Consider the following 20,175-nt stretch of genomic DNA (forward strand, 5'->3'; position numbering starts at 1 on the left):
AGGCAGACAACTATCCCTTTCGGCTCCCTTGGGAGCCCACATTTAAAACATAACGATTCAGACCTGCTCGGCGCTTTAGGCCCTAAATAAAGCGCATGCAAGCGATTGCTCATGTCTGGACCATTCAAGTAACATGATAGCCAAATAGCGGAGCACATCATGAGCGATAAATTGATTATTTTTGACACCACTTTGCGTGACGGCGAGCAAAGCCCTGGCGCGTCTATGACACGCGATGAAAAGGTGCGCATCGCCAAGTCACTGGAGCGCATGCGGGTGGATGTTATCGAGGCCGGCTTCCCAGTCGCCAGCCCCGGCGATTTCGAGGCGGTGCAGGCGGTGGCGAACGCCGTCAAGGACAGCCGCGTATGCGCTTTGGCGCGGGCGCTGGACAAAGACATCGACCGTGCCGGTGAGGCCTTGCGTGGTGCCAATGCGGCGCGCATTCACACCTTTATCGCCACGTCGCCCATCCACATGAAAATGAAGTTGCGCATGGAGCCGGATCAGGTGGTGGAGCAGGCCGTGAAGGCGGTGAAACGTGCCCGGCAATACACCGATGATGTGGAGTTTTCCCCGGAAGATGCTGGGCGCTCGGAAATCGATTTTCTCTGTCGGGTGATCGAGGCGGTGATTGATGCTGGTGCACGTACCGTCAACATCCCCGATACCGTGGGTTACAATTTGCCGCACCAGTTCGGCGCGTTGATTCGTACCTTGCTCGAACGCGTGCCGAACGCCGACAAAGCGGTGTTTTCCGTGCATTGCCATAACGACCTCGGCTTGGCGGTAGCTAACTCGCTTTCCGCCGTATTGAACGGCGCGCGTCAGGTGGAGTGTACCATCAACGGTTTGGGCGAGCGCGCCGGCAACGCGGCACTGGAGGAGATTGTCATGGCGGTGCGCACGCGGCCCGATATTTTCTCCTGTCACGTGGATCTTGATGCTACCCAGATCGTGCCGTGTTCGCGGCTGGTGTCGGGTATCACCGGTTTTGCGGTGCAGCCGAACAAGGCGATCGTCGGCGCCAATGCCTTCGCCCACGAATCCGGCATACACCAAGATGGCGTATTGAAGAGCCGCGAGACCTACGAAATCATGCGCGCTCAGGATGTCGGCTGGTCCGCCAACCGCATGGTGCTTGGCAAACATTCTGGGCGCAACGCTTTCCGTACGCGCTTGCAGGAACTTGACATCAGCTTCGATTCAGAAGAAGAGTTGAACGCCGCGTTTTCCCGCTTCAAGGATTTGGCGGACAAGAAACACGAGATTTATGACGAGGATCTGCAGGCCTTGGTGACCGAGGCCAATCTTGCTGCGGAGAACGAGCACATCAAACTGGTTTATTCGAAAGTGTGCTCGGAGACCGGCGAAATGCCCAACGCAGTGGTGACGTTATGGATGAATGGCGCTGAACAACAAGGTGCAGCCCAAGGCGATGGCCCGGTGGATGCGGCTTTCAAGGCCATCGAGTCTATCGTCAACAGTGGCACGCAGTTGATGCTGTACTCCGTAAACAATATCACCAGCGGCACCGACTCCCAGGGTGAGGTGACGGTGCGTATGGAAAAGGGCGGCCGCATCGTCAACGGCCAAGGGGCGGACACCGATATCGTGATTGCCTCTGCCAAGGCGTATATCAATGCCCTGAACAAGATCATCGCGCCGGCGGAGCGCGCCCATCCGCAACTGTGAAGCACTTTCCGCTGTGTGGGTGGATAGGTAAAAGCCGATGAATGACAAGCGGTTGGAATACCTTGATGCCATGGGTATACAGGCGTGGGAGCGCCGGGCGCCTGTGGCTGCGCCTGAAATCGACGGCAGGGGCGAGCTTGAAGCCCACCCTTCCACCCCCCCTTTGAAAAAGGGGGGCAGGGGGGATTTGGGCAGAGGGGATTCATGGAATGAGTTGCAAGCGCAAGCAATGGCCTGCACCGCCTGCGCGCTGCACAATGGGCGTACCCAAGCCGTATTCGGCGTAGGTAGCCACCAGGCGCAATGGATGATTGTCGGCGAGGCCCCCGGCGCCGACGAAGACCGTCAAGGCGAACCCTTCGTGGGGCGCGCCGGCAAGTTGCTCAATGCCATGCTGTTTGCCATAGGGCTGAAGCGCGAGGAAGTATACATCGCCAATGTCGTCAAGTGCCGCCCCCCCAATAATCGTGACCCGCTGCCTGAAGAGGCCGCAGCGTGCGAGACTTACCTTAATCGCCAGATTGCACTGCTTCAGCCCAAGGTCATTCTCGTGGTAGGCAGGATAGCGGCGCACAATCTGCTCAAGACAGGCGACACCCTAGGCTCCTTACGCGGCAAGCGATACAGTTATGCGGATACCGGCATTCCGGTGGTGGTGACCTATCATCCAGCCTATTTGTTGCGCTCCCCCAGGGAAAAACGCAAGGCCTGGGAAGACCTGCAATTTGCGCGCAGGGTTTTTTCAGGGCACCCATGAAGGGCGCTGCGCCTCGAAAAAAAAAGGTAACCGCCTGCCACATTAGGCCCATGACCGTGGAGGATCTGACCGCCGTCATGGAGATTGAACTGCGCGCCTATCCGTTTCCGTGGACGGAAGGCATCTTCCGCGACTGCCTGCGGGTGGGGTATGGCGGGTGGGTGATCGAGCTCAATGGCGAAATCCATGGCTACAGCGTCATGATGGCGGGCGGCGGGGAGGCGCATGTACTGAACCTCTGCGTCAAACCCGAGTCGCGCGGACAGGGGCTGGGACGCCTGATGATGGAACACATATTGACCCAGGCAAGCCGCCTCAAGGCCGATAGCCTGCTGCTAGAGGTTCGCCCCTCGAATCAGGCCGCGATTCATCTCTATCATTCGATGGGGTTTAACGAGCTGGGGGTGCGCAAGGGCTATTACCCGGCAGTGGGCGGCAGGGAAGACGCGCTGATCTTGGCGCGGCATGTGTGAGGCTTTTGTAAAAGTTATTTGCAGCGACTCTACGCCTTCCTTGATCGCTTTGTGACACAGTAGGGCTAGGAACCTGCCGGACTTCGGGGATCGTAGCGAAAAACTTTTCCGGTGGGCGATGCCCGCTCTGAATCTGGCTCAGCCACTTTTTTCCAGGCCACCTCATCCCGTAAATACACTGGCAGCACCTGTTCAGCGCTGACTGCTAAACCGCGCCGGAAAATGTCGGCGCCCAGCAGCGCGACATCATATGCGCGCGGGTAGCGTTGGCCATCGCATGTGGATACCGCGCCGCCCATTCGGGTTTGTAACTCTGCCTCGTATGTCGCCCAGCCACTGCCTGCACCGAACCAGCCAGCGCCCACTGGCAAGGGCACATGCTGCGGTGCGCAGACGGCCTCGTCATTCTCCATAGTGACCAATCCCGCATTCCCCAATCGGTAGGCTCCCCAGTACACTTCGCTGATGCGCGCGTCGATGGCTGCCAGTATTTGCTGTGCGCCGGTTTCACGATAAGCACCTTGCGCCAGTGCCGCGAGCGATGACACAGGCGCCACCGGCAGATCGGCGCCAAAGGCCAACCCCTGGATAACGCCGGTGGCGATACGCACGCCGGTGAATCCTCCCGGTCCGCGTCCGAAGGCGAGTGCATCGAGTTGGGCGAGTTTCAGGCCCGCTTCGGCAAGCAGTGATTCCAGCATTGGCAGGATCATCCGCGCATGCTCACGCGGCGCGATTTCGTGACGTTCACGCACTTCTCCTGCAATCAGCAAGGCTGCGGAACAGGCTTCGGTGGAGGTGTCGATGGCAAGGAGTTTCAATGTGAGCCCTTGGTTTTGGGTGGCATTATTTCTGCATGGTTGCAGCGTGTGCCATATTTGTGGCGATTGTCATATTGTATGCGCGCAATCATAACGGAGGATACACATGTTCCAGGGTGCCTATACACAACGCGCAAGGCCATTCCAAAGGTCAGGCCGATTTTTCCATGTGATGTCAGATGATGAAAGTCTCGCCGGTTGGTATTTCCATACCCGCGAAGGTGATAATTACGGGCCGTATCTTACGCTTGATGATGCACGACATCACTGTGATTTATTCATCAAAAAATGCATTGAAAATAGAGATGCCGGTGGGCGGGGCACCCACCAGCACGTCCACTCGCAGATGTAGGTTAGGTTCCTAGCAGCCTGTCGGACTTAGGTCGAATCTACTGCAAAAGCGGGAGAGCGGTCCATTTTTCCGCTATTTTTCGTTAAATAGTGCCAGCTATTCTCCTCAAAATAGCAAAAAACTGTCCTCGCTCTCCCACTTTTTCGCTACGATCCCCTAAGTCCGACAGGCTGCTAGGTCTTCCAAACCCTGAATATCACACCCGCCAACGGTGGCAGGGTGATCTCGATTGAATGAGGTCTTCCCATCCATGGCACTGGTTCCGCACGCACCGCATCGGCGTTGCCCGTGTTGCTGCCGCCATAATAGGTGGAGTCAGAGTTCATGATTTCCTGATACCAGCCGTCTATGGGTACGCCAATACGGTAATTTTTGCGTGGTACCGGTGTAAAGTTAAGCGCCACCAGAACAAAATCATCACCATCTTTCCGAAGATAGCTCAGCACGGATTGTGTGGAGTCGTGACAGTCGATCCACTCGAAGCCGTGGTGGTCGAAGTCGTGACGGTGCAAGGGAATGATGTCCCGGTACAAATGGTTAAGGTCTTTGATTAACGTCTGCATGCCCTGATGTACCGGATAATCCAGCACCCACCAGTCTAGAGGATTGGCGTGATCCCATTCCCGGCCTTGTCCGAATTCGCAGCCCATGAACAGCAGCTTCTTGCCGGGATAGGTGAACATGTAGGTGTAGAGCAGGCGCAGGTTGGCGAAGCGTTGCCATTCATCGCCCGGCATCTTGTTGAGCATGGATTGTTTGCCATGCACCACCTCATCGTGGGAAAACGGCAGCACGAAATTTTCTGTAAAGGCGTAGAGCAGACCGAAGGTCAGTTGGTCATGTTGATAGTGGCGGTAAATTGGCTCCTTGCTCATGTATTGCAGGGTGTCGTGCATCCACCCCATGTTCCATTTCATGCTAAAGCCCAGGCCACCCAGGTAGGTGGGGCGCGATACCATTGGCCAGGAGGTGGATTCCTCGGCAATTGTCAGCGTGCCGGGGTGCTGATCGTGAGTGAGTTGATTGACCGCGCGCAGGAACTCGATGGCCTCCAGATTTTCATTGCCGCCATAAATGTTCGGTATCCAGTCGCCAGCCTCGCGCGAATAGTCCAGGTATATCATCGAGGCCACGGCGTCGACGCGCAGCCCGTCCAGGTGGAATTCCTCCAGCCAGAATAGCGCGTTGGACATGAGGAAATTTTTCACCTCATTGCGGCCATAGTTGAAAATCAGCGTGCCCCAGTCGCGGTGTTCGCCGCGGCGCGGATCTTCGTGCTCATACAGGGCGGTGCCATCGAAGCGCGCCAGGCCATGTGCGTCCTTCGGGAAGTGTCCCGGCACCCAGTCCAGTAACACACCGATGCCGTGGCGATGGCAGTAGTCAACGAAATAGCGGAAGTCATCGGGGCTACCGAAGCGGCTGGTAGGCGCGTAGTAACCCGTGGTCTGGTAGCCCCAGGAGGCGTCCAGCGGATGTTCGGTAATGGGCAGCAGCTCAATGTGGGTAAAGCCCAATTTCGTGACATGGTCAACCAGGCGCTTGGCCAGTTCCCGGTAATTGAGAAAATTGCCGTGTTCGTCGTGCTGCCAGGAGCTCAGGTGCACTTCGTAGACCGACAGGGGTTGATGCAGCCAATCGGCCTGTGCACGGGCGTGCAGCCAGTCGGCGTCACCCCAGGCATAATCCCTTTCCGTGACGACAATGGATGCTGTGCTAGGGCGCATTTCAAAGCGCCGCGCATAAGGGTCGATCTTTACGAGCAGCTCCCCCGTGTCGCGGTTACGAATCTCAAAGCGGTATAGCGCTCCCTCGTTGATGCCGGGGATGAACAGTTCCCACACCCCGCCGTGATGCACGCGCATCGGGTAGCGCCGGCCATCCCATCGATTAAAGTCGCCCACCACGCTGACCCGTTCTGCATTAGGAGCCCAAGTGGCGAACAATACGCCCTCAATGCCATCAACGGTGCGGGGGTGCGCGCCAAGGAGGCGGTAGGCGTGCCAATGCTTGCCTTCCGCGAACAATCCCAGGTCGTAATGGGAGAGTTGGGGCGGGAATGTGTATGGATCGTGGGCGATATGCTCCTGGCCTGAAGCATCTCGCCACTTCAGCCGATAATGCTCTGGTGCTTCGCTATGTTTGCCGTGCCACTCGAAGATGTCGGTGTTCGGGATGCGTTGTAATGGCTGGCTATCACTCGTGCCCTTTAGGGTGTCGGCAAGAAAAACCGCCGTCGCGCCGGGGATATTGGCGCGAATGACTTCACGATCTCCCTGTGTGTGCTTGCCTAGCACAGAAAAAGGATCATGATGACGAGCTTCGAGAATTTTTTGCAGGTCAGCGTCGCTTGTGGCTAAGGTTGGGTTCATGGGATTTCTTGAATATATATTGGAAATTAGATTATGGTGTCGGCGAGTCCAACCCCGCCCCACAGTTTTGTTACCAGGTGCCAGTTTATTGCGGCATTGTATTGTAATGGTCAGATGTTATCATAACTAAAGAGGCAGGTTCGCGGTTTTGCCAGCAAGAATTGTTGAGTAAAACAGTTGCATAAGTGTTGTATCACGGATGCGGCATTGCAAAAAGTTGGATAGGGATCGTAAAAGAGATCGGAGGTTCTGTGCTGTTTAGTCATAAAACACGTTTCATTAGCCGCATCACGAGAAATACCCTTGCATTGATCCTTGCTGGGGGGCGCGGTTCACGGTTGGGAGAACTGACCGATTGGCGCGCCAAGCCCTCCGTGCCCTTTGGTGGAAAATTCCGCATCATCGACTTTCCCTTGTCCAACTGCATCAATTCAGGTATCCGCCGCATTGGCGTGCTGACTCAATACAAGGCCCACTCGCTGATCCGCCATATCCAGCAGGGTTGGGGTTTTCTGCGCGGCGAGTTTGGTGAATTCGTCGAAGTGTTGCCGGCCCAGCAGCGCTTGCATGAACAATGGTACGCAGGCACCGCTGACGCCGTGTACCAGAACCTGGACATCATCCGTCTCCATGACCCGGAATATGTGATGATTTTGGCCGGTGATCACATTTACAAAATGGATTACGGCACCATGATTGCCTACCACGTTGATCATGGTGCGGATATGACGGTGGGTTGCATGGAGGTGCCGCTCGATGAGGCCAAGGCCTTTGGTGTCATGTCCATCGACCAAGAGGGGCGTGTCGTTCGATTTACGGAGAAACCTGAACAGCCGGAACCGATGCCGGGCCATGACGATATGGCCCTTGCCTCCATGGGAATCTATGTCTTCAATACCAAATTCCTTTACGAACAATTAATCAAGGACGCCGACAAAAAAAGCTCCAGCCACGACTTCGGCAAGGACATCATTCCCTCGGTGATCGAAAAATACCGCGTCATGGCCTATCCATTCCGCGACGTGCAAAGCAATATGCAGGAAGGTAGTCAAAAAGCCTATTGGCGTGATGTGGGCACGATTGACGCCTTCTGGCAGGCCAATATGGAATTGATTGGCGTGTCTCCCGAATTGAATCTGTATGATCAGGAATGGCCGATCTGGACGTATCAGGAGCAACTTCCACCCGCCAAGTTTGTGTTCGATGACGAAGATCGTCGTGGCATGGCGGTGGATTCGATGGTATCCGGAGGATGCATCATATCAGGCTCAAAAGTGCGCCATTCACTGTTGTTTTCCAATGTGTATGTTCGCTCGTATGCGACTGTTGAGGACTGCGTGGTACTGCCCAACGTCGATATTGGCCGGAATTGCCGTTTGCGCAAGGTTGTGCTGGACAAAAATTGTCGTGTACCGGACGGCATGGTAATCGGCGAAAATCTTGAAGAAGATGCCAAACGTTTTCATGTTACCCCCGCTGGCGTCGTACTGGTCACGCCGGAAATGCTCGGAGACGAAATTCACTATGTCCGTTGAGCCACGCCTCAAGGTAGTGTTGTGCTGGCACATGCACCAGCCTCATTATCAGGATCTTATCAGCGGCGAATATCAATTGCCCTGGACGTACCTCCATGCCATCAAAGACTATGTCGACATGGCGGCGCACATCGAGGCTGTACCCGCTGCAAGTGCAGTGGTTAATTTCGCGCCGATTTTGCTGGAACAAATCGACGACTATACCCGGCAGGTGCAAGGCTTTTTTCAGGATGGCAGCGCGATCCACGACCCGCTGCTGGCGGCACTGGTTCAGCCCGCGCTGCCTGTTGATGCAGGCCAGCGCATAGTGCTGGTCAAGGCTTGCCTGCGCGTTAACGAGAAGCGGCTCATTGACCGATTCAAACCCTATCGCCAGCTCGCTGACATGGCAGCGTGGTTTACGGCACGGCCGGAAGCCCTTGCTTACCTGAACGATCAATATCTGGCCGATATCCTGGTGTGGTATCACTTGGCCTGGATGGGTGAAATAGTGCGGCGGCAGGATGCGCGCATCAAGGCGCTGATCGAGAAAGGCAGCGGATACACCTTACATGATCGCCGCCAGTTGCTGGAGATTATCGGTGAATTGCTGGCTGGCGTGATCGAGCGCTATAAGGCGTTATCCCGGAGCGGTCAGGTCGAGCTATCAGTCACGCCTTATGCCCATCCCATCGTGCCATTGCTGCTGGATATCAACTCTGCGCATGAGGCCATGCCCGATGCGCCTTTGCCAAGGCTCGCCCGATATCCCGGCGGTGAAGATCGCGCGCGCTGGCATATCCGCGAGGGAATAGAGGTTTTTGAACGTTATTTCGGCGAGAAACCGAATGGCTGTTGGCCTTCCGAAGGAAGCGTAAGCACGGCCACGTTGAAATTGCTGGGCGAGTATGGATTTCGTTGGGCAGCCAGCGGCGGAAGCGTGTTGGGCAACAGTCTGGCGCAGGCCAAAAGTGTATCGGCAAGTAAACAAAGCCAGCTTAGCGAATGCCTGCATCATCCCTACCATGTGGGAAAAGGCAAAGACAACATCGCCTGTTTCTTCCGCGATGACGGCCTTTCGGATTTGATTGGATTTACCTACACCGAATGGCATGCCGATGATGCGGTGGCTAACCTCATCCATCATCTGGAAAACATCGCTGTCACCTGTGCCGGGCAAGACGGCGTGGTGTCTATTATTCTGGATGGCGAAAATGCCTGGGAATACTATCCCGAAAATGGTTATTACTTTCTCAACGCCCTCTATCGCGGCCTGGCGGAGCATCCACGCATTGAATTAACCACATTTTCCGCATGTCTGGATGCCAAGGTGCCGGTACGTATGTTGCCCCACCTGGTGGCGGGTAGTTGGGTCTACGGCACATTTTCCACGTGGATCGGCAGCACCGACAAAAATCGTGGTTGGGATATGCTGGGTGATGCCAAAAAAGCGTTTGATAAAGCCGTTGTTTCAGGGCATCTTGCCGGTGGTCAACTTGCTGCCGCCGAGCGACAGTTAGCCTTGTGCGAGGGATCTGACTGGTTCTGGTGGTTTGGTGACTACAATCCCGCCGCAACTGTAACTGACTTCGAGCGCCTGTTCCGCCTCCATCTTGGCAACCTCTACCAGATGATGAACGTTGAGCCGCCCGAATACTTGTCTCAAACCTTTACGCACGGTGGTGGCGCACCGCAACTCGGAGGCGTGATGCGCCCCGGTCAGGCGTCGTGGTAATGGTGGGCGCCGTAGGGCCACTTAGCCAGCGCAGAGCAGGCATTTTATTACATCCTACTTCACTGCCCGGCGGCGTACTCGGCCCGGAGGCGTTTCGCTTTGTCGACTTCCTGGCTGCGAGTGGTATGTCGGTGTGGCAGACATTGCCCCTGGGTCCAACGCATAATGACGGTTCGCCTTATCAATGTCTTTCCGTGCACGCAGGTAACCCACGGTTAATCAGCCTTGAGTTGCTCGCTGAACTGGGGTGGCTGAATAATGATGCAGCGATTCCAGTCGATGCTGATCCGGAAGCGCATCGTTGTGCCTGCTTCATAGAGTCGCGCCGTGGTTTTATGCAGCGCGCATCCGATGAAGAGCGCGCCGCGCTCGATGCCTTTGTTGTAAAGCAGGGGTTCTGGCTGGATGATTTTGCCCTCTACCAGGCACTACGCCAGGAAAATGATGGGCGAGCATGGTTGGACTGGCCTGTTTCGTTGCGTGACCGTGAGACTGACGCCTTGGACAGGGCGCGCGTGCGCCTTGTCGATGCCATTGAACAGGCCTGCTTCGAAGAATACGTTTTTTTCCGCCAGTGGCAGAACCTCAAGCGCTATGCCAATGAGCGTGGCGTCCTTCTGTTTGGCGATATGCCTATCTTCGTCGCGCACGATAGTGCCGAGGTGTGGGCGCACCGCGAGTATTTCATGCTAGACGAAGAGGGGCGGGCGCAGGTCGTAGCTGGCGTGCCGCCAGACTATTTCTCCGCCACCGGCCAGCGCTGGGGTAACCCGCATTATAACTGGGGCTGTATGCAGGCGGACGGCTTCCACTGGTGGGTGGAGCGCATGACCACGCAGCTTGCGCAGTTTGATCTGATCCGCATCGACCATTTTCGTGGCTTCGAGGCATATTGGGAGATCCCAGCGCATGCTGAAACGGCAATCGACGGCCGCTGGGTCAAGGCGCCCGGCGATGAACTGTTTCAGGCATTGCAAGAGACATTCAATCCGCTGCCGCTGGTGGCGGAAGATCTTGGCATCATTACGCCGGAAGTGGATGCCCTGCGCGAAAAATATGGCCTGCCGGGCATGAAGATTTTACAGTTTGCCTTCGAGGGCGGCGCCAGCAACCCGTATCTCAGCTATAACCACCAGCACAACAGCGTTGTCTATACCGGTACGCATGACAACAATACCACCGTGGGCTGGTTCGAAGAACTATCATCCCCTTTGCAGCAGCACATTCTTGAATATCTGGGACTACCGCAGGAAGTCATGCCTTGGCCATTAATCCGCTGCGCCTTTGCCTCTGTCGCTCAACTCGCCATCGTACCCATGCAGGATGTCCTCGCGCTCGACGGTGAACACCGTATGAACCTTCCCGGCACCACCAAAAGTAACTGGAGCTGGCGATTTGACTGGGAACAAGTCCCGGAAGAACTGTCTGGGCGTCTGCACCGGTTGGCGGAGATATATGGCAGGCGATAAGCCTGCAGTAGCCGGGTCAAGCAGGGAAGGGTTTGTTATCGGTTGGCCGTTTTCGTATCTATGCGTCAGTTGATCACTTGAAAAATGTGCCCTTTCGCTCCATTGTATGTATTGTATGTGGAAGGTTTTTTGTACCAACATTGCAAGGGAGGTTGTTATGGAAGCGCGCGTAGAAACTCATCCCACGACTGATAAAGTCGCCAAGACGGCACATGAGGCCGTTGACAAGGCGTCTGGCCCCGCCGGACATGCTGAAGAGCGCATCAGGGAAACTGCCCAGAAGGCTCAGGAAACCCTTAAGGAAACTACGCTGAAAGTCCAGGAGAGCACCAAGGAGCTGGGGCATTCCATGACTGAATACATCAAACAAAATCCGATGACTTCTGTTGGCATCGCTGCTGCGGCGGGGCTGGTGCTTGGTGCGTTGCTCAGACGCTAACGGGCACATAACCTGATGTCTCCAACCGCTCCGCCGACCCCGCCATCGGATGGGTCGAAAGGTGCGGCGGCGGAGGAATCCTTGGCGAGCGCCGGGGTTTCTTTGCTGCGCACCTTTCGCTCCATCGTTAGCGATATCTTGGGGTTGCTTGCGCTCGAAGCCCGTCTCGCGGGCTTAAGCATCGCGGCTATGCTGGGTTTGGGCGTGGCTGCGGCGCTATTATTCATTACGGCATGGCTGCTGTTTGTGGCAGGCATCGCGTTCTCATTGGTGGATCTGGGGCTGGGATGGGGGTTGGCGCTGTTAATCACTGCGCTGCTCAATATTGCCTTGGGGGTGATCCTGGTTGGGCTTATATTCGTTTTCAGCCGGAACTTGTTGTTTAAAGCCACCCGTCGCCAGATCGCGCCACGCGCAAGGGGAGGGGAATGAAATGCGGCATCTCAAAAAAGCAATTAATGAACTTGAAGCGCAAATAGATCAAAACAAGGCATTGGCGTGTGGACAAGTCTGTTCCCTGAAGCAGGCTGTTAACCGCAAAATCACCACGCCTAAAGTCTTGATCGCAAGCCTCGCAGGCGGGTTGGTTCTGGGCTTGTTTGCAGCAAGGCGCGGCCGGCGTGGTAAAGTGGTTGATAAATCCAGTGCTGCGGAATGTCATGCTGCGGGCTGGTCAGGTAAGTTGGATGCGTTTTTCCCCTTGATACCACTGATGATATCCACCGTGCAAGCATGCTGCGGTTCGGGTAAGGTCAAATGCACAAGTGATGCGCCTTGTTAGTGGCTTGATCTCACTTGACCCTGATTTGAGAATGCCCAACAGAGGCGAACAGGTTTAATTTTTGCCTTTCGCCTTGCATGGCGGACGATTCTGGTTTAATCTTCCGCGTCTTGTGTATGGCTGCCCGCAATGGTGCGGCCATTTCCTTGGAGAGGTGTCCGAGCGGTTTAAGGAGCACGCCTGGAAAGTGTGTATACGTTAATAGCGTATCGAGGGTTCGAATCCCTCCCTCTCCGCCATTTTATGTTTGAATCCAATACCGTTTTGTTAGCGCAGTCTGTAGGTTGACCCCGCATGCTCTAACCACAGGCACGCACGGCAAGTTGAGCGGTGCGTCGCGATTATTGATTTAGCCGTCCCTCGCTTTTTCACCACGCCCCCCAGGTTCCCAGTATTGCCTGGACAAAGGCCGTTGGTTTTCATATACTTAGAAACACATATGGCTCTTGCAAAACGCGCCATTGCTGCGTGCTTTTTGGTTTCACCAATTGCAAGTGCCTGCATACCCACACGAATGAAATTGGTTTGAGGTAACGAAATGATCAGGGTCGGCATTGTAGGCGGCACTGGATACACCGGAGTTGAACTGCTGCGCCTGCTGGCGGCGCACCCAGCGGTGGAGTTGTTCGCCATCACCTCGCGCGCCGAGGCGGGCACCGCCGTGGCCGACGTGTTTCCTAATCTGCGCGGTCATATCGACCTGGCGTTCACAGCGCCCGATATGGCAGCACTGAAGGCCTGCGACGTGGTGTTTTTCGCTACCCCCAACGGCACCGCCATGGGCATGGCGCGGGTGCTGCTGGAGGCGGGAGTACGCCTGATTGATCTGGCCGCCGATTTCCGCATCAAGGATATCGCCGAGTGGGAAAAATGGTATGGCATGCCCCACGCCTGCCCGGATCTGGTGGCCGAGGCGATTTATGGACTGCCCGAAGTCAATCGTGACAAGATCAAGAGCGCGCGGCTGGTAGCCAATCCCGGCTGTTACCCCACTGCGGTGCAACTGGGTTTTCTACCGCTGGTCGAGGCTGGCATTGTGGATCTGGCACATCTGATCGCCGATGCAAAATCCGGTGTCTCCGGCGCCGGGCGCAAGGCCGAGGTGCATACCCTGTATGCGGAAGCCACGGACAATTTCAGAGCCTACGCTGTGCCCGGCCACCGTCACCTGCCGGAAATCAGGCAGGGACTCGCCTCATGCGCAGGCAAGCCGGTCGGGCTTACCTTTGTGCCGCACCTGACGCCGATGATCCGCGGCATTCAGGCGACGCTTTACGCCCGCATCACCCAGGAAGCGGATGTACAGGCCTTGTTTGAAAGCCGCTATGCCAATGAATATTTTGTGGATGTATTGTCTGCGGGCAGCCATCCCGAGACGCGTTCGGTACGCGGCGCGAACTTCTGCCGCATTGCCGTGCATCGTCCGCAGGGTGGCGACATGATCGTCGTGTTGTCGGTGATCGACAATCTGGTAAAGGGCGCGGCCGGGCAGGCGGTGCAGAACATGAATATCATGTTTGGCCTGGCTGAAGCCGAGGGACTGGGAGGTATCGCGCTGTTGCCATAGGTAGAGCTGCCCCCCCCCCTCACAGCAGACAGCCTTGCTATTAGGGGGGGGGCAGGTTAGAGTTACGGCAGGGTCGCCCAAGGTCTACATCTCGCAAGCGACCTTGCTGATGCCGCCGCTACCAAGGTCACAGACATCGGTGTCCGAACCACCGTCCAGGTGGTCACCACCAGACTCGCCCCACAGCTTGTCGTCTCCGCCGTCGCCCGCCATCTGATCGCCACCGCTGCCACCATACATTTCGTCGGCACCCTCACCGCCAGACAACTTGTCAGAGCCACTGCCACCCCAGATTTTGTCGTTGCCTATGCCACCCGAGATTGTGTCATTGGCACTGTCACCATAAAGATTATCATTCCCGGAGTTGCCTTCGATTGTGTCGTTGTTTACGCCGCCATGGATCGTGTCGTTGCCATCCCCACCGGTGAGGGTATCAATACCATCACCTCCGTAAATTTTATCATCTCCGTCACCACCGGATATCTTGTCGTCTCCATCGTTAATGAGACCGTCCGCGCCGCCGCAGATAGTATCATTACCGCCTTTTCCATCAATCGTGTCGTTGCCTCCCAAGCCGACGATCACATCATTTCCTGCGGTTCCGCCAAGAACATCATCCCCGGGCGTCCCGATTATGGTGGCCAGCTCACCATTACACTTCCACTCCTGGGCATTTGCCACCACGGGTAAGGTCGTCAGCAGACCAAGCGCCAGCGCTGTCCCCGTCATCAATCCAGTCAGCTTTTTCATTGGATATCTCCTGTAAGATCAATCGTGGATTGGTCCGCAATTGACGAGTGTATTAGTGCCGCTGCCGCCTTTGCAGGTGTCGTTGCCATCACCGCCATCCAAATAGTCATCGCCGGAATCACCGAGCAGTAAATCGTCACCCATCCTGCCATACAGCGCATCCGCCCCACTGCCGCCAATAAGCGTGTCGTTACCAGCTACCCCATCCGGCGGAGGAAAGACGTTTATAGCCATCTCGGCTATCACATTATCATCATCACCATATGCCACATCATTATCACTACCGCCATGAATGGTGTCAGAGCCCGGGCCACCGTATAGCTCGTCTTTGCCACTGCCGCCTTCAATGGCATCATTACCATCGCCGCCGTAAATATGATCGTCACCACTACCGCCACAAATGATGTCATTGCCGTCCAACCCATAGATCTCGTCCTTGCCTCCCAGGCCGGCGATCACGTCGTCCCCCGGCGTTCCGTTAAGAACATCATCCCATGGCGTCCCGACAAGGGTGACCCGTTTGCCCTGGCAAAACAGCGTCGAGTCTTCTGACTCTGCGGCGCTCGCCGTGGGGGATAGGCCCATCAGAAGACTGGCGGTCAGGGCCGTTGTTGATATAGCAATAGCCAACTTTTTCATTGTTGCATCCTCCATAATTATCGATTCCAACCGACGGACAGCTTCTTTAAATCGGCTGCCAAGTTCAGAGTGCGTGAGAGGGTAGGGGCATGGATACCTCCTTGTGTTTGCCAAAACCGGACATCCTTGATGAGGAAATTCTGAAAAATTCGCCTCTGGCATTTTCCGTAAGACGAAAAACGAAAAGCGTACTTTTCGTTTTTTTACAAAGGCGGGCAGCAATTCTCAGGCAAATACCATACCCAAAGGCTCCCGAATAACGCTCATCTTAAATATAATCAAACAGTTGTGAAGAAATTCATCCATCTGGTAGGTAGCTGGCCGTATATGCAGCTGTAAAACCCACCGACAGCCGAACCAAGATATCAAAGGGGAGAAATCACTGGTAAAACTAGAAAATATTCAAAATACCCATAAATAACAATTGATTAACTGAAGGGATAGGAGTGGTCAGGAAAGGTGTAATACTTTTCGACACAATGTCAAGAATCTCGACATGATGAAACACGGGTTGGTAGACGGGCTTTATTCAGCTGCCCGTCAGCCAATCTTGGATTTCCGTTAGCGCAAATTAGCCTTGCCCCGGCGATAGACTGAAAGTATCTGCATTAGGCTCTGTTGACGTTTACTGCACTGCGGCGACGGAGGCGCTTTTGCCGCGAGACAAGGCGCACCAAGCGCAGCGTACTTGACGTACATAAGCGAGGTGTAACGCCGTCTCGCGGCAAAAGCGCCCTGTCCCTCCGGGTTGCGCCCCAAAAGGCGCCAGGCGGCGTTGCTCGTCGTTCATTTAGAATCACTAAACTTCTCTCCTCGCGCCTTGCCTGGCGCCTTTTGGGGCGGCAACGCCACAGTGCAGTAAACGTCAACAGAGCCTAACACGTTCGAGGATTTTACGAAGTGGCAGTCTGCGGACGGTTTGGAGGTGCTATAGACAATGCGCACCCAAGAGAGCAATCGGCTGGAGGTGGACCTTGATGCGGTGAAGCCTGGGATCACTGAGCATATTGTGTGGCTGGACAAGCAGATCAGTACCGTGGCCAAAATGATTCATGCCCACATCGATGGAGAGCCACGTTTGTCCAAGATCGGGCATGCCTTACTGCGTAAAGTCCCCTACCTGCTCGCCATGGTCACCCTTTACAAAGCAGCATGGGGCAGGCGTTTTCGCGAACGATTTCCCGCTCCCGGCAAGGCGCCAAAACTCATCATAAAAGCCATGACGCGCAAGCTCACTCATGTCGCCTTCGGCGTCCTGATGACAGTAAAAAATTCCGTCCCGGCCTTGCATAGAGGTTGACAGGGATAACAATACATTTGGCTTGAATAATTGCCGTTTACCCCTCACCCCGGCGGCCAACCCATGCGCCGGCCACCCAATACATGCAGATGGATGTGCCATACAGACTGTCCTGCGTCTGCATTGCAATTCACCACTGCGCGATAACCCGAATCCGCGATGCCTGTTAGCTGCGCCACCTCCTGAGCGGCCAGGAGCATCTCTCCCACAAGCGCGGCGTGGCTACCGTCCAGGTCATTAAGTGTGGTGATATGTTGTTTGGGCACAACTAACACATGCACCGGGGCTTGCGGATTAATGTCGCGGAAGGCCAGTACATGCGAATTTTCATAAACAATATCCGGCTTGATGTGTCCTGACACCATTTTGCAAAACAGACAATCTTGCATAACCCCCTCCATTTTTAAAGCATTTGCCAACACACCCTAATATCCCAGACACGCGCGAAAAAATCCACCCCGATCTGGTAGCATGTATTTTTTTAGAAATGTCACAGGTACCTCATGAGATTGAGATTGCTCGCACCGTTCATACTAGGCTTCGCCTTGCCTGTCGCTGGTAATGCGAAAGAAGTCCCTCTGTGGGAGTTCGGCATGGGTGTTGCCGGGTTGAGCGTACCTTATTATCGTGGCTCCGATCAGGATAAAAGTTACTTTATTCCACTGCCCTATCTCATTTATCGGGGTGAGCGTTTCAAGGTTGATGATGCCGGTATGCGTGGCAATATTTTCAGGTCAGACCGCATGAAGCTCGATATCAGTCTGGCCGCCGGTGTTCCCGTACCCAAGGATACGAATGGCATCCGCGCCGGTATGCCGAGCCTTGCCCCTACCGTAGAGCTGGGGCCATCGCTTGAGCTCAAGCTGTGGGATGATGAAAGCGCGCATCATGCCTTTTGGCTGCGCTTTCCGTTGCGGGCGGCGTTATCGGTTGGCCGATCCGGTGTTGAGCATCAGGGCTGGGCGTTTGCACCCTTTCTGGAATATGTATTTACCGATGGCGCTCAAAGCAGCCCGTGGAAGGCAAGTGCATCGGTCGGCCCGCTGTATGCCGACAAAAACTACCATGCCTATTTTTACGATGTTCCGTCGGCTTACGCAACAAACATGCGGCCAGAATATCGTGCCGGAGCCGGTTATAGCGGTAGCCGTATCACAGTGGCGTTGCGCAAGCGTTTCGGTGATGTCTGGGCCGGGGTGTTTGCGCGTTACGATGTGCTTTCCGGAGCGGTTTTCGAAAACTCACCGCTGGTCAGTGCCGGTGAATATCATGCGGTGGGGTTTGGCGTAGCCTGGATTTTCGCCAAATCCAGCCGCACAGTCGATAAAGACCACCGCATATTGGAGGCGGGGGTTGAGCGTGAATGAGTACTCTCAGCGAAAAATTTTCTGAAACCCCTGTGGTTTTATCTGCTTGATTGAGTTTCTTATAAGGTTGTCGGGATCAAATACACGTCGAACCGCGTATTCTTGCCTTCAATCGTCATGCTTGGCTTGGGGCCGGCGATAGCGTCAGCGAGTCGTGGGCGTTTCACAACGACGCGCTTGCGGGCACATTTCAGGGCCGCTTCGAGTAGGGCGGGTGCATCTTCGTCTTTGCCGATCAGTGTGTGAAATACGCGCATTTCCTTTTTCACCATGGCACTCTTTGTGCGCGGCGGATACATGGGGTCGAGGTAGACCACTTCCGGACGCGCAAGCTCGCTGATTTGAAGCATGAAGGCGAGGGCATCGCCAAAGCTCAGCGTCATTCGCTCGCGCACCATTGCGCCGATTTCAGGGTCGCTGCTGGCTCGCTTCAGGCCGTCTTGCAACAGCGCGCATGCAACGGGCGAACGTTCCAGCAAATGTACCTTGCAGCCCAGACATGCCAGCACGAAGGCGTCTCGACCCAATCCTGCCGTCGCATCAAGCACATTGGGTGTGGTGCCGCCCTTGAGGCCGATCGCGCGCGCCAGGGGTTGTCCGCGCCCACCGCCAAAACGGCGGCGATGCTTCGCCGTGCCTCCTGCAAAGTCCACATAGATAGACCCTGCGGCGTTGGGTCCCATATCGCGCAGCTCCAGCCGTGCGGGGGTGACGGCCAGGATGAATGGATAGTCGGGTGATGGCGCATCTATTTGAGCCAGACCAAACTCGGCAGCGATACGCGCCGCTTCCTGAAGCAGTTCCGGGGTTTCTGGGGCTACGGCGATGTCAGTGGGATATTTGATGTCTTTAAGCTCTGATAGTTATGGCGCATTATAATGTTCTATCCTCCGCAAGGGGGATGATTGGATTTTCGTAATGTTGGAGGCAGGGTGTCAATGATCCCGTTTAAAGGACGCGGCGCGGTCAGCAACGATGACGGGCGTTATGAGGCGCATACTCATGTCGCCATTGATGATGGCTGGGGCAGCCTTGATGAGGAGCCGCGCGCGCTCAAGACCACCGTCACCAATGAGGCCGCGCGCACGATCATCTCGCGCAACGCTTCACCGGATGTGCCGTTTGATCGCTCGATCAATCCCTATCGCGGCTGCGAGCACGGCTGCATTTATTGCTTTGCACGCCCTACCCATGCCTATCAGGGGTTGTCGCCAGGACGGGATTTTGAAAGCCGTCTGTTCGCCAAGCCCGACGCCGCACGCCTGTTGGCGGAAGAGCTGCGTAAGCCAAATTATGATTGCCAAGTTATCGCCTTGGGCGCGAATACCGATTGCTATCAACCCATCGAGCGCGAGCGGCGCATCACGCGCTCTGTGCTTGAGGTGCTGGCGGCGCATCAGCATCCGGTGGCGATAGTTACCAAATCTGCGCTGGTGGAGCGGGACATCGACATCCTCGCGTCGATGGCAAAGAAAAACCTGGTGACAGTGTATGTGTCGGTAACCACGCTGGACAGGTCGTTGGCACGTCGCATGGAGCCGCGCGCCGCCGCTCCGCAACGCCGCATCGAGACCATCCGCGCGCTGCATGCGGCGGGCATCCCTACCGGTGTGCTCACCGCGCCCGTTATCCCCGCGCTGAATGACCATGAGATGGAGGCCATTCTGAAGGCGGCAAACGAGGCGGGTGCGCGCTGGGCGGGTTATGTGTTTTTACGTCTGCCGCTGGAGATCAAGGACTTGTTCAAGGAGTGGCTGACGGTTCATGCCCCGCTCAGGGCCGAGCATGTCATGAGCCTGATCCGGCAAGCCCGCGATGGGAAAGAGTATGATGCTAATTTCGGCACGCGCATGAGGGGCACGGGTATCTATGCGGATATGATTGATAACCGTTTCCACCTGGCTTGCAAGCGGCTGGGGCTGAATCAGGAACGCCTGCGGCTGGATACCCGTCAATTTTGCGTGCCAGTTCGTGGCGGTGATCAGTTAACATTGTTTTGACAGGCTTGTGAGGGCGTTGCTGGGCATGCTGCTCCTGCATCACCGCCAATCTGTGCCCGACACTTTTTGCATTTCGTATCAAAAATACCATGGAAAAAGAGCGGTTTTTTCACATCCTGCTAGAGCTGGTGGGTGACAATGTTG

The 20,175-nt window shown here is 55.7% G+C and carries 20 protein-coding genes and 1 tRNA gene; 14 read left to right on the top strand and 7 right to left on the bottom strand.

Features of this window, described 5'->3' with window-relative positions; translation table 11 throughout:
- Nucleotides 1-159 precede the first annotated feature (159 nt).
- The 3 genes from M3A44_07220 to rimI are packed head-to-tail and all read left to right on the top strand — an operon-like array spanning nt 160 to nt 2,925.
- Complete coding sequence (locus tag M3A44_07220) at nt 160-1,695, top strand: 2-isopropylmalate synthase (protein MEQ6341439.1); 1,536 nt, start codon at nt 160-162, stop codon at nt 1,693-1,695.
- A gap of 37 nt (nt 1,696-1,732) precedes the next feature.
- Nucleotides 1,733-2,452, top strand: a complete 720-nt coding sequence (locus tag M3A44_07225; protein MEQ6341440.1) for a uracil-DNA glycosylase — start codon at nt 1,733-1,735, stop codon at nt 2,450-2,452.
- A gap of 50 nt (nt 2,453-2,502) precedes the next feature.
- Nucleotides 2,503-2,925: a ribosomal protein S18-alanine N-acetyltransferase gene (gene rimI / locus M3A44_07230; protein ID MEQ6341441.1), complete on the top strand. Its 423-nt coding sequence runs from the start codon at nt 2,503-2,505 to the stop codon at nt 2,923-2,925.
- Nucleotides 2,926-2,990: 65 nt separating this feature from the next.
- Here rimI and tsaB read toward each other — a convergent pair whose 3' ends face one another.
- Together tsaB and glgB are read right to left on the bottom strand one after the other, a co-directional pair.
- Nucleotides 2,991-3,746: a tRNA (adenosine(37)-N6)-threonylcarbamoyltransferase complex dimerization subunit type 1 TsaB gene (gene tsaB / locus M3A44_07235; protein ID MEQ6341442.1), complete on the bottom strand. Its 756-nt coding sequence runs from the start codon at nt 3,744-3,746 to the stop codon at nt 2,991-2,993.
- Between the two features lie 525 nt (nt 3,747-4,271).
- A complete protein-coding gene (glgB, locus tag M3A44_07240) occupies nt 4,272-6,470 on the bottom strand; it encodes a 1,4-alpha-glucan branching protein GlgB (protein ID MEQ6341443.1) in 2,199 nt (732 codons plus the stop codon).
- A gap of 251 nt (nt 6,471-6,721) precedes the next feature.
- Here glgB and glgC point away from each other — a divergent pair, with 251 nt between their 5' ends.
- From glgC to argC, 8 genes are all read left to right on the top strand, one after another.
- Nucleotides 6,722-8,005 (top strand): glucose-1-phosphate adenylyltransferase, encoded by a 1,284-nt coding sequence (glgC, locus tag M3A44_07245; GenBank protein ID MEQ6341444.1) that lies wholly within the window; start codon nt 6,722-6,724, stop codon nt 8,003-8,005.
- Nucleotides 7,995-9,719, top strand: coding sequence for a glycoside hydrolase family 57 protein (locus tag M3A44_07250; protein MEQ6341445.1), 1,725 nt, complete (start codon nt 7,995-7,997; stop codon nt 9,717-9,719). The genes glgC and M3A44_07250 overlap by 11 nt, the downstream gene beginning before the upstream one ends.
- Complete coding sequence (gene malQ / locus M3A44_07255) at nt 9,719-11,188, top strand: 4-alpha-glucanotransferase (GenBank protein MEQ6341446.1); 1,470 nt, start codon at nt 9,719-9,721, stop codon at nt 11,186-11,188. The genes M3A44_07250 and malQ overlap by 1 nt, the downstream gene beginning before the upstream one ends.
- A 157-nt stretch (nt 11,189-11,345) precedes the next feature.
- The gene (locus M3A44_07260) at nt 11,346-11,627 is read left to right on the top strand and encodes a hypothetical protein (GenBank protein MEQ6341447.1); all 282 of its coding nucleotides are present in this window, start codon (nt 11,346-11,348) and stop codon (nt 11,625-11,627) included.
- Between the two features lie 15 nt (nt 11,628-11,642).
- Nucleotides 11,643-12,059 carry a hypothetical protein gene (locus tag M3A44_07265; protein MEQ6341448.1) on the top strand — a complete coding sequence of 139 codons (417 nt, stop codon included), beginning with the start codon at nt 11,643-11,645 and terminating at the stop codon, nt 12,057-12,059.
- 1 nt (nt 12,060) lies between these two features.
- Complete coding sequence (locus M3A44_07270; protein MEQ6341449.1) at nt 12,061-12,408, top strand: hypothetical protein; 348 nt, start codon at nt 12,061-12,063, stop codon at nt 12,406-12,408.
- A gap of 148 nt (nt 12,409-12,556) precedes the next feature.
- Nucleotides 12,557-12,647, top strand: a tRNA-Ser gene (locus M3A44_07275).
- A 299-nt stretch (nt 12,648-12,946) separates the two neighbouring features.
- Nucleotides 12,947-13,975 (top strand): N-acetyl-gamma-glutamyl-phosphate reductase, encoded by a 1,029-nt coding sequence (argC, locus tag M3A44_07280; protein MEQ6341450.1) that lies wholly within the window; start codon nt 12,947-12,949, stop codon nt 13,973-13,975.
- Nucleotides 13,976-14,059: 84 nt separating this feature from the next.
- Here argC and M3A44_07285 read toward each other — a convergent pair whose 3' ends face one another.
- From M3A44_07285 to M3A44_07295, 3 genes are all read right to left on the bottom strand, one after another.
- Nucleotides 14,060-14,725: a hypothetical protein gene (locus M3A44_07285; GenBank protein MEQ6341451.1), complete on the bottom strand. Its 666-nt coding sequence runs from the start codon at nt 14,723-14,725 to the stop codon at nt 14,060-14,062.
- Between the two features lie 18 nt (nt 14,726-14,743).
- The gene (locus M3A44_07290; protein MEQ6341452.1) at nt 14,744-15,364 is read right to left on the bottom strand and encodes a calcium-binding protein; all 621 of its coding nucleotides are present in this window, start codon (nt 15,362-15,364) and stop codon (nt 14,744-14,746) included.
- A 625-nt stretch (nt 15,365-15,989) separates the two neighbouring features.
- Nucleotides 15,990-16,154, bottom strand: a complete 165-nt coding sequence (locus M3A44_07295) for a hypothetical protein (protein MEQ6341453.1) — start codon at nt 16,152-16,154, stop codon at nt 15,990-15,992.
- A gap of 147 nt (nt 16,155-16,301) precedes the next feature.
- Between M3A44_07295 and M3A44_07300 the strand changes: the two genes are divergently transcribed.
- On the top strand, nt 16,302-16,664 hold the full coding sequence (locus M3A44_07300; protein MEQ6341454.1) for a hypothetical protein: 363 nt from the start codon (nt 16,302-16,304) through the stop codon (nt 16,662-16,664).
- 44 nt (nt 16,665-16,708) lie between these two features.
- Here M3A44_07300 and M3A44_07305 read toward each other — a convergent pair whose 3' ends face one another.
- Nucleotides 16,709-17,053: a histidine triad nucleotide-binding protein gene (locus M3A44_07305; protein MEQ6341455.1), complete on the bottom strand. Its 345-nt coding sequence runs from the start codon at nt 17,051-17,053 to the stop codon at nt 16,709-16,711.
- A 126-nt stretch (nt 17,054-17,179) separates the two neighbouring features.
- Here M3A44_07305 and M3A44_07310 point away from each other — a divergent pair, with 126 nt between their 5' ends.
- Nucleotides 17,180-18,031 carry a MipA/OmpV family protein gene (locus tag M3A44_07310; GenBank protein ID MEQ6341456.1) on the top strand — a complete coding sequence of 284 codons (852 nt, stop codon included), beginning with the start codon at nt 17,180-17,182 and terminating at the stop codon, nt 18,029-18,031.
- Between the two features lie 59 nt (nt 18,032-18,090).
- Here the strand turns inward: M3A44_07310 and M3A44_07315 are convergent, their stop codons facing one another.
- Nucleotides 18,091-18,831, bottom strand: coding sequence for a class I SAM-dependent methyltransferase (locus M3A44_07315; protein MEQ6341457.1), 741 nt, complete (start codon nt 18,829-18,831; stop codon nt 18,091-18,093).
- A 138-nt stretch (nt 18,832-18,969) separates the two neighbouring features.
- Between M3A44_07315 and M3A44_07320 the strand changes: the two genes are divergently transcribed.
- Nucleotides 18,970-20,031, top strand: a complete 1,062-nt coding sequence (locus tag M3A44_07320) for a PA0069 family radical SAM protein (GenBank protein MEQ6341458.1) — start codon at nt 18,970-18,972, stop codon at nt 20,029-20,031.
- Nucleotides 20,032-20,175: the final 144 nt, after the last annotated feature.

This window comes from Gammaproteobacteria bacterium, assembly GCA_040183005.1.
Lineage (GTDB): Bacteria > Pseudomonadota > Gammaproteobacteria.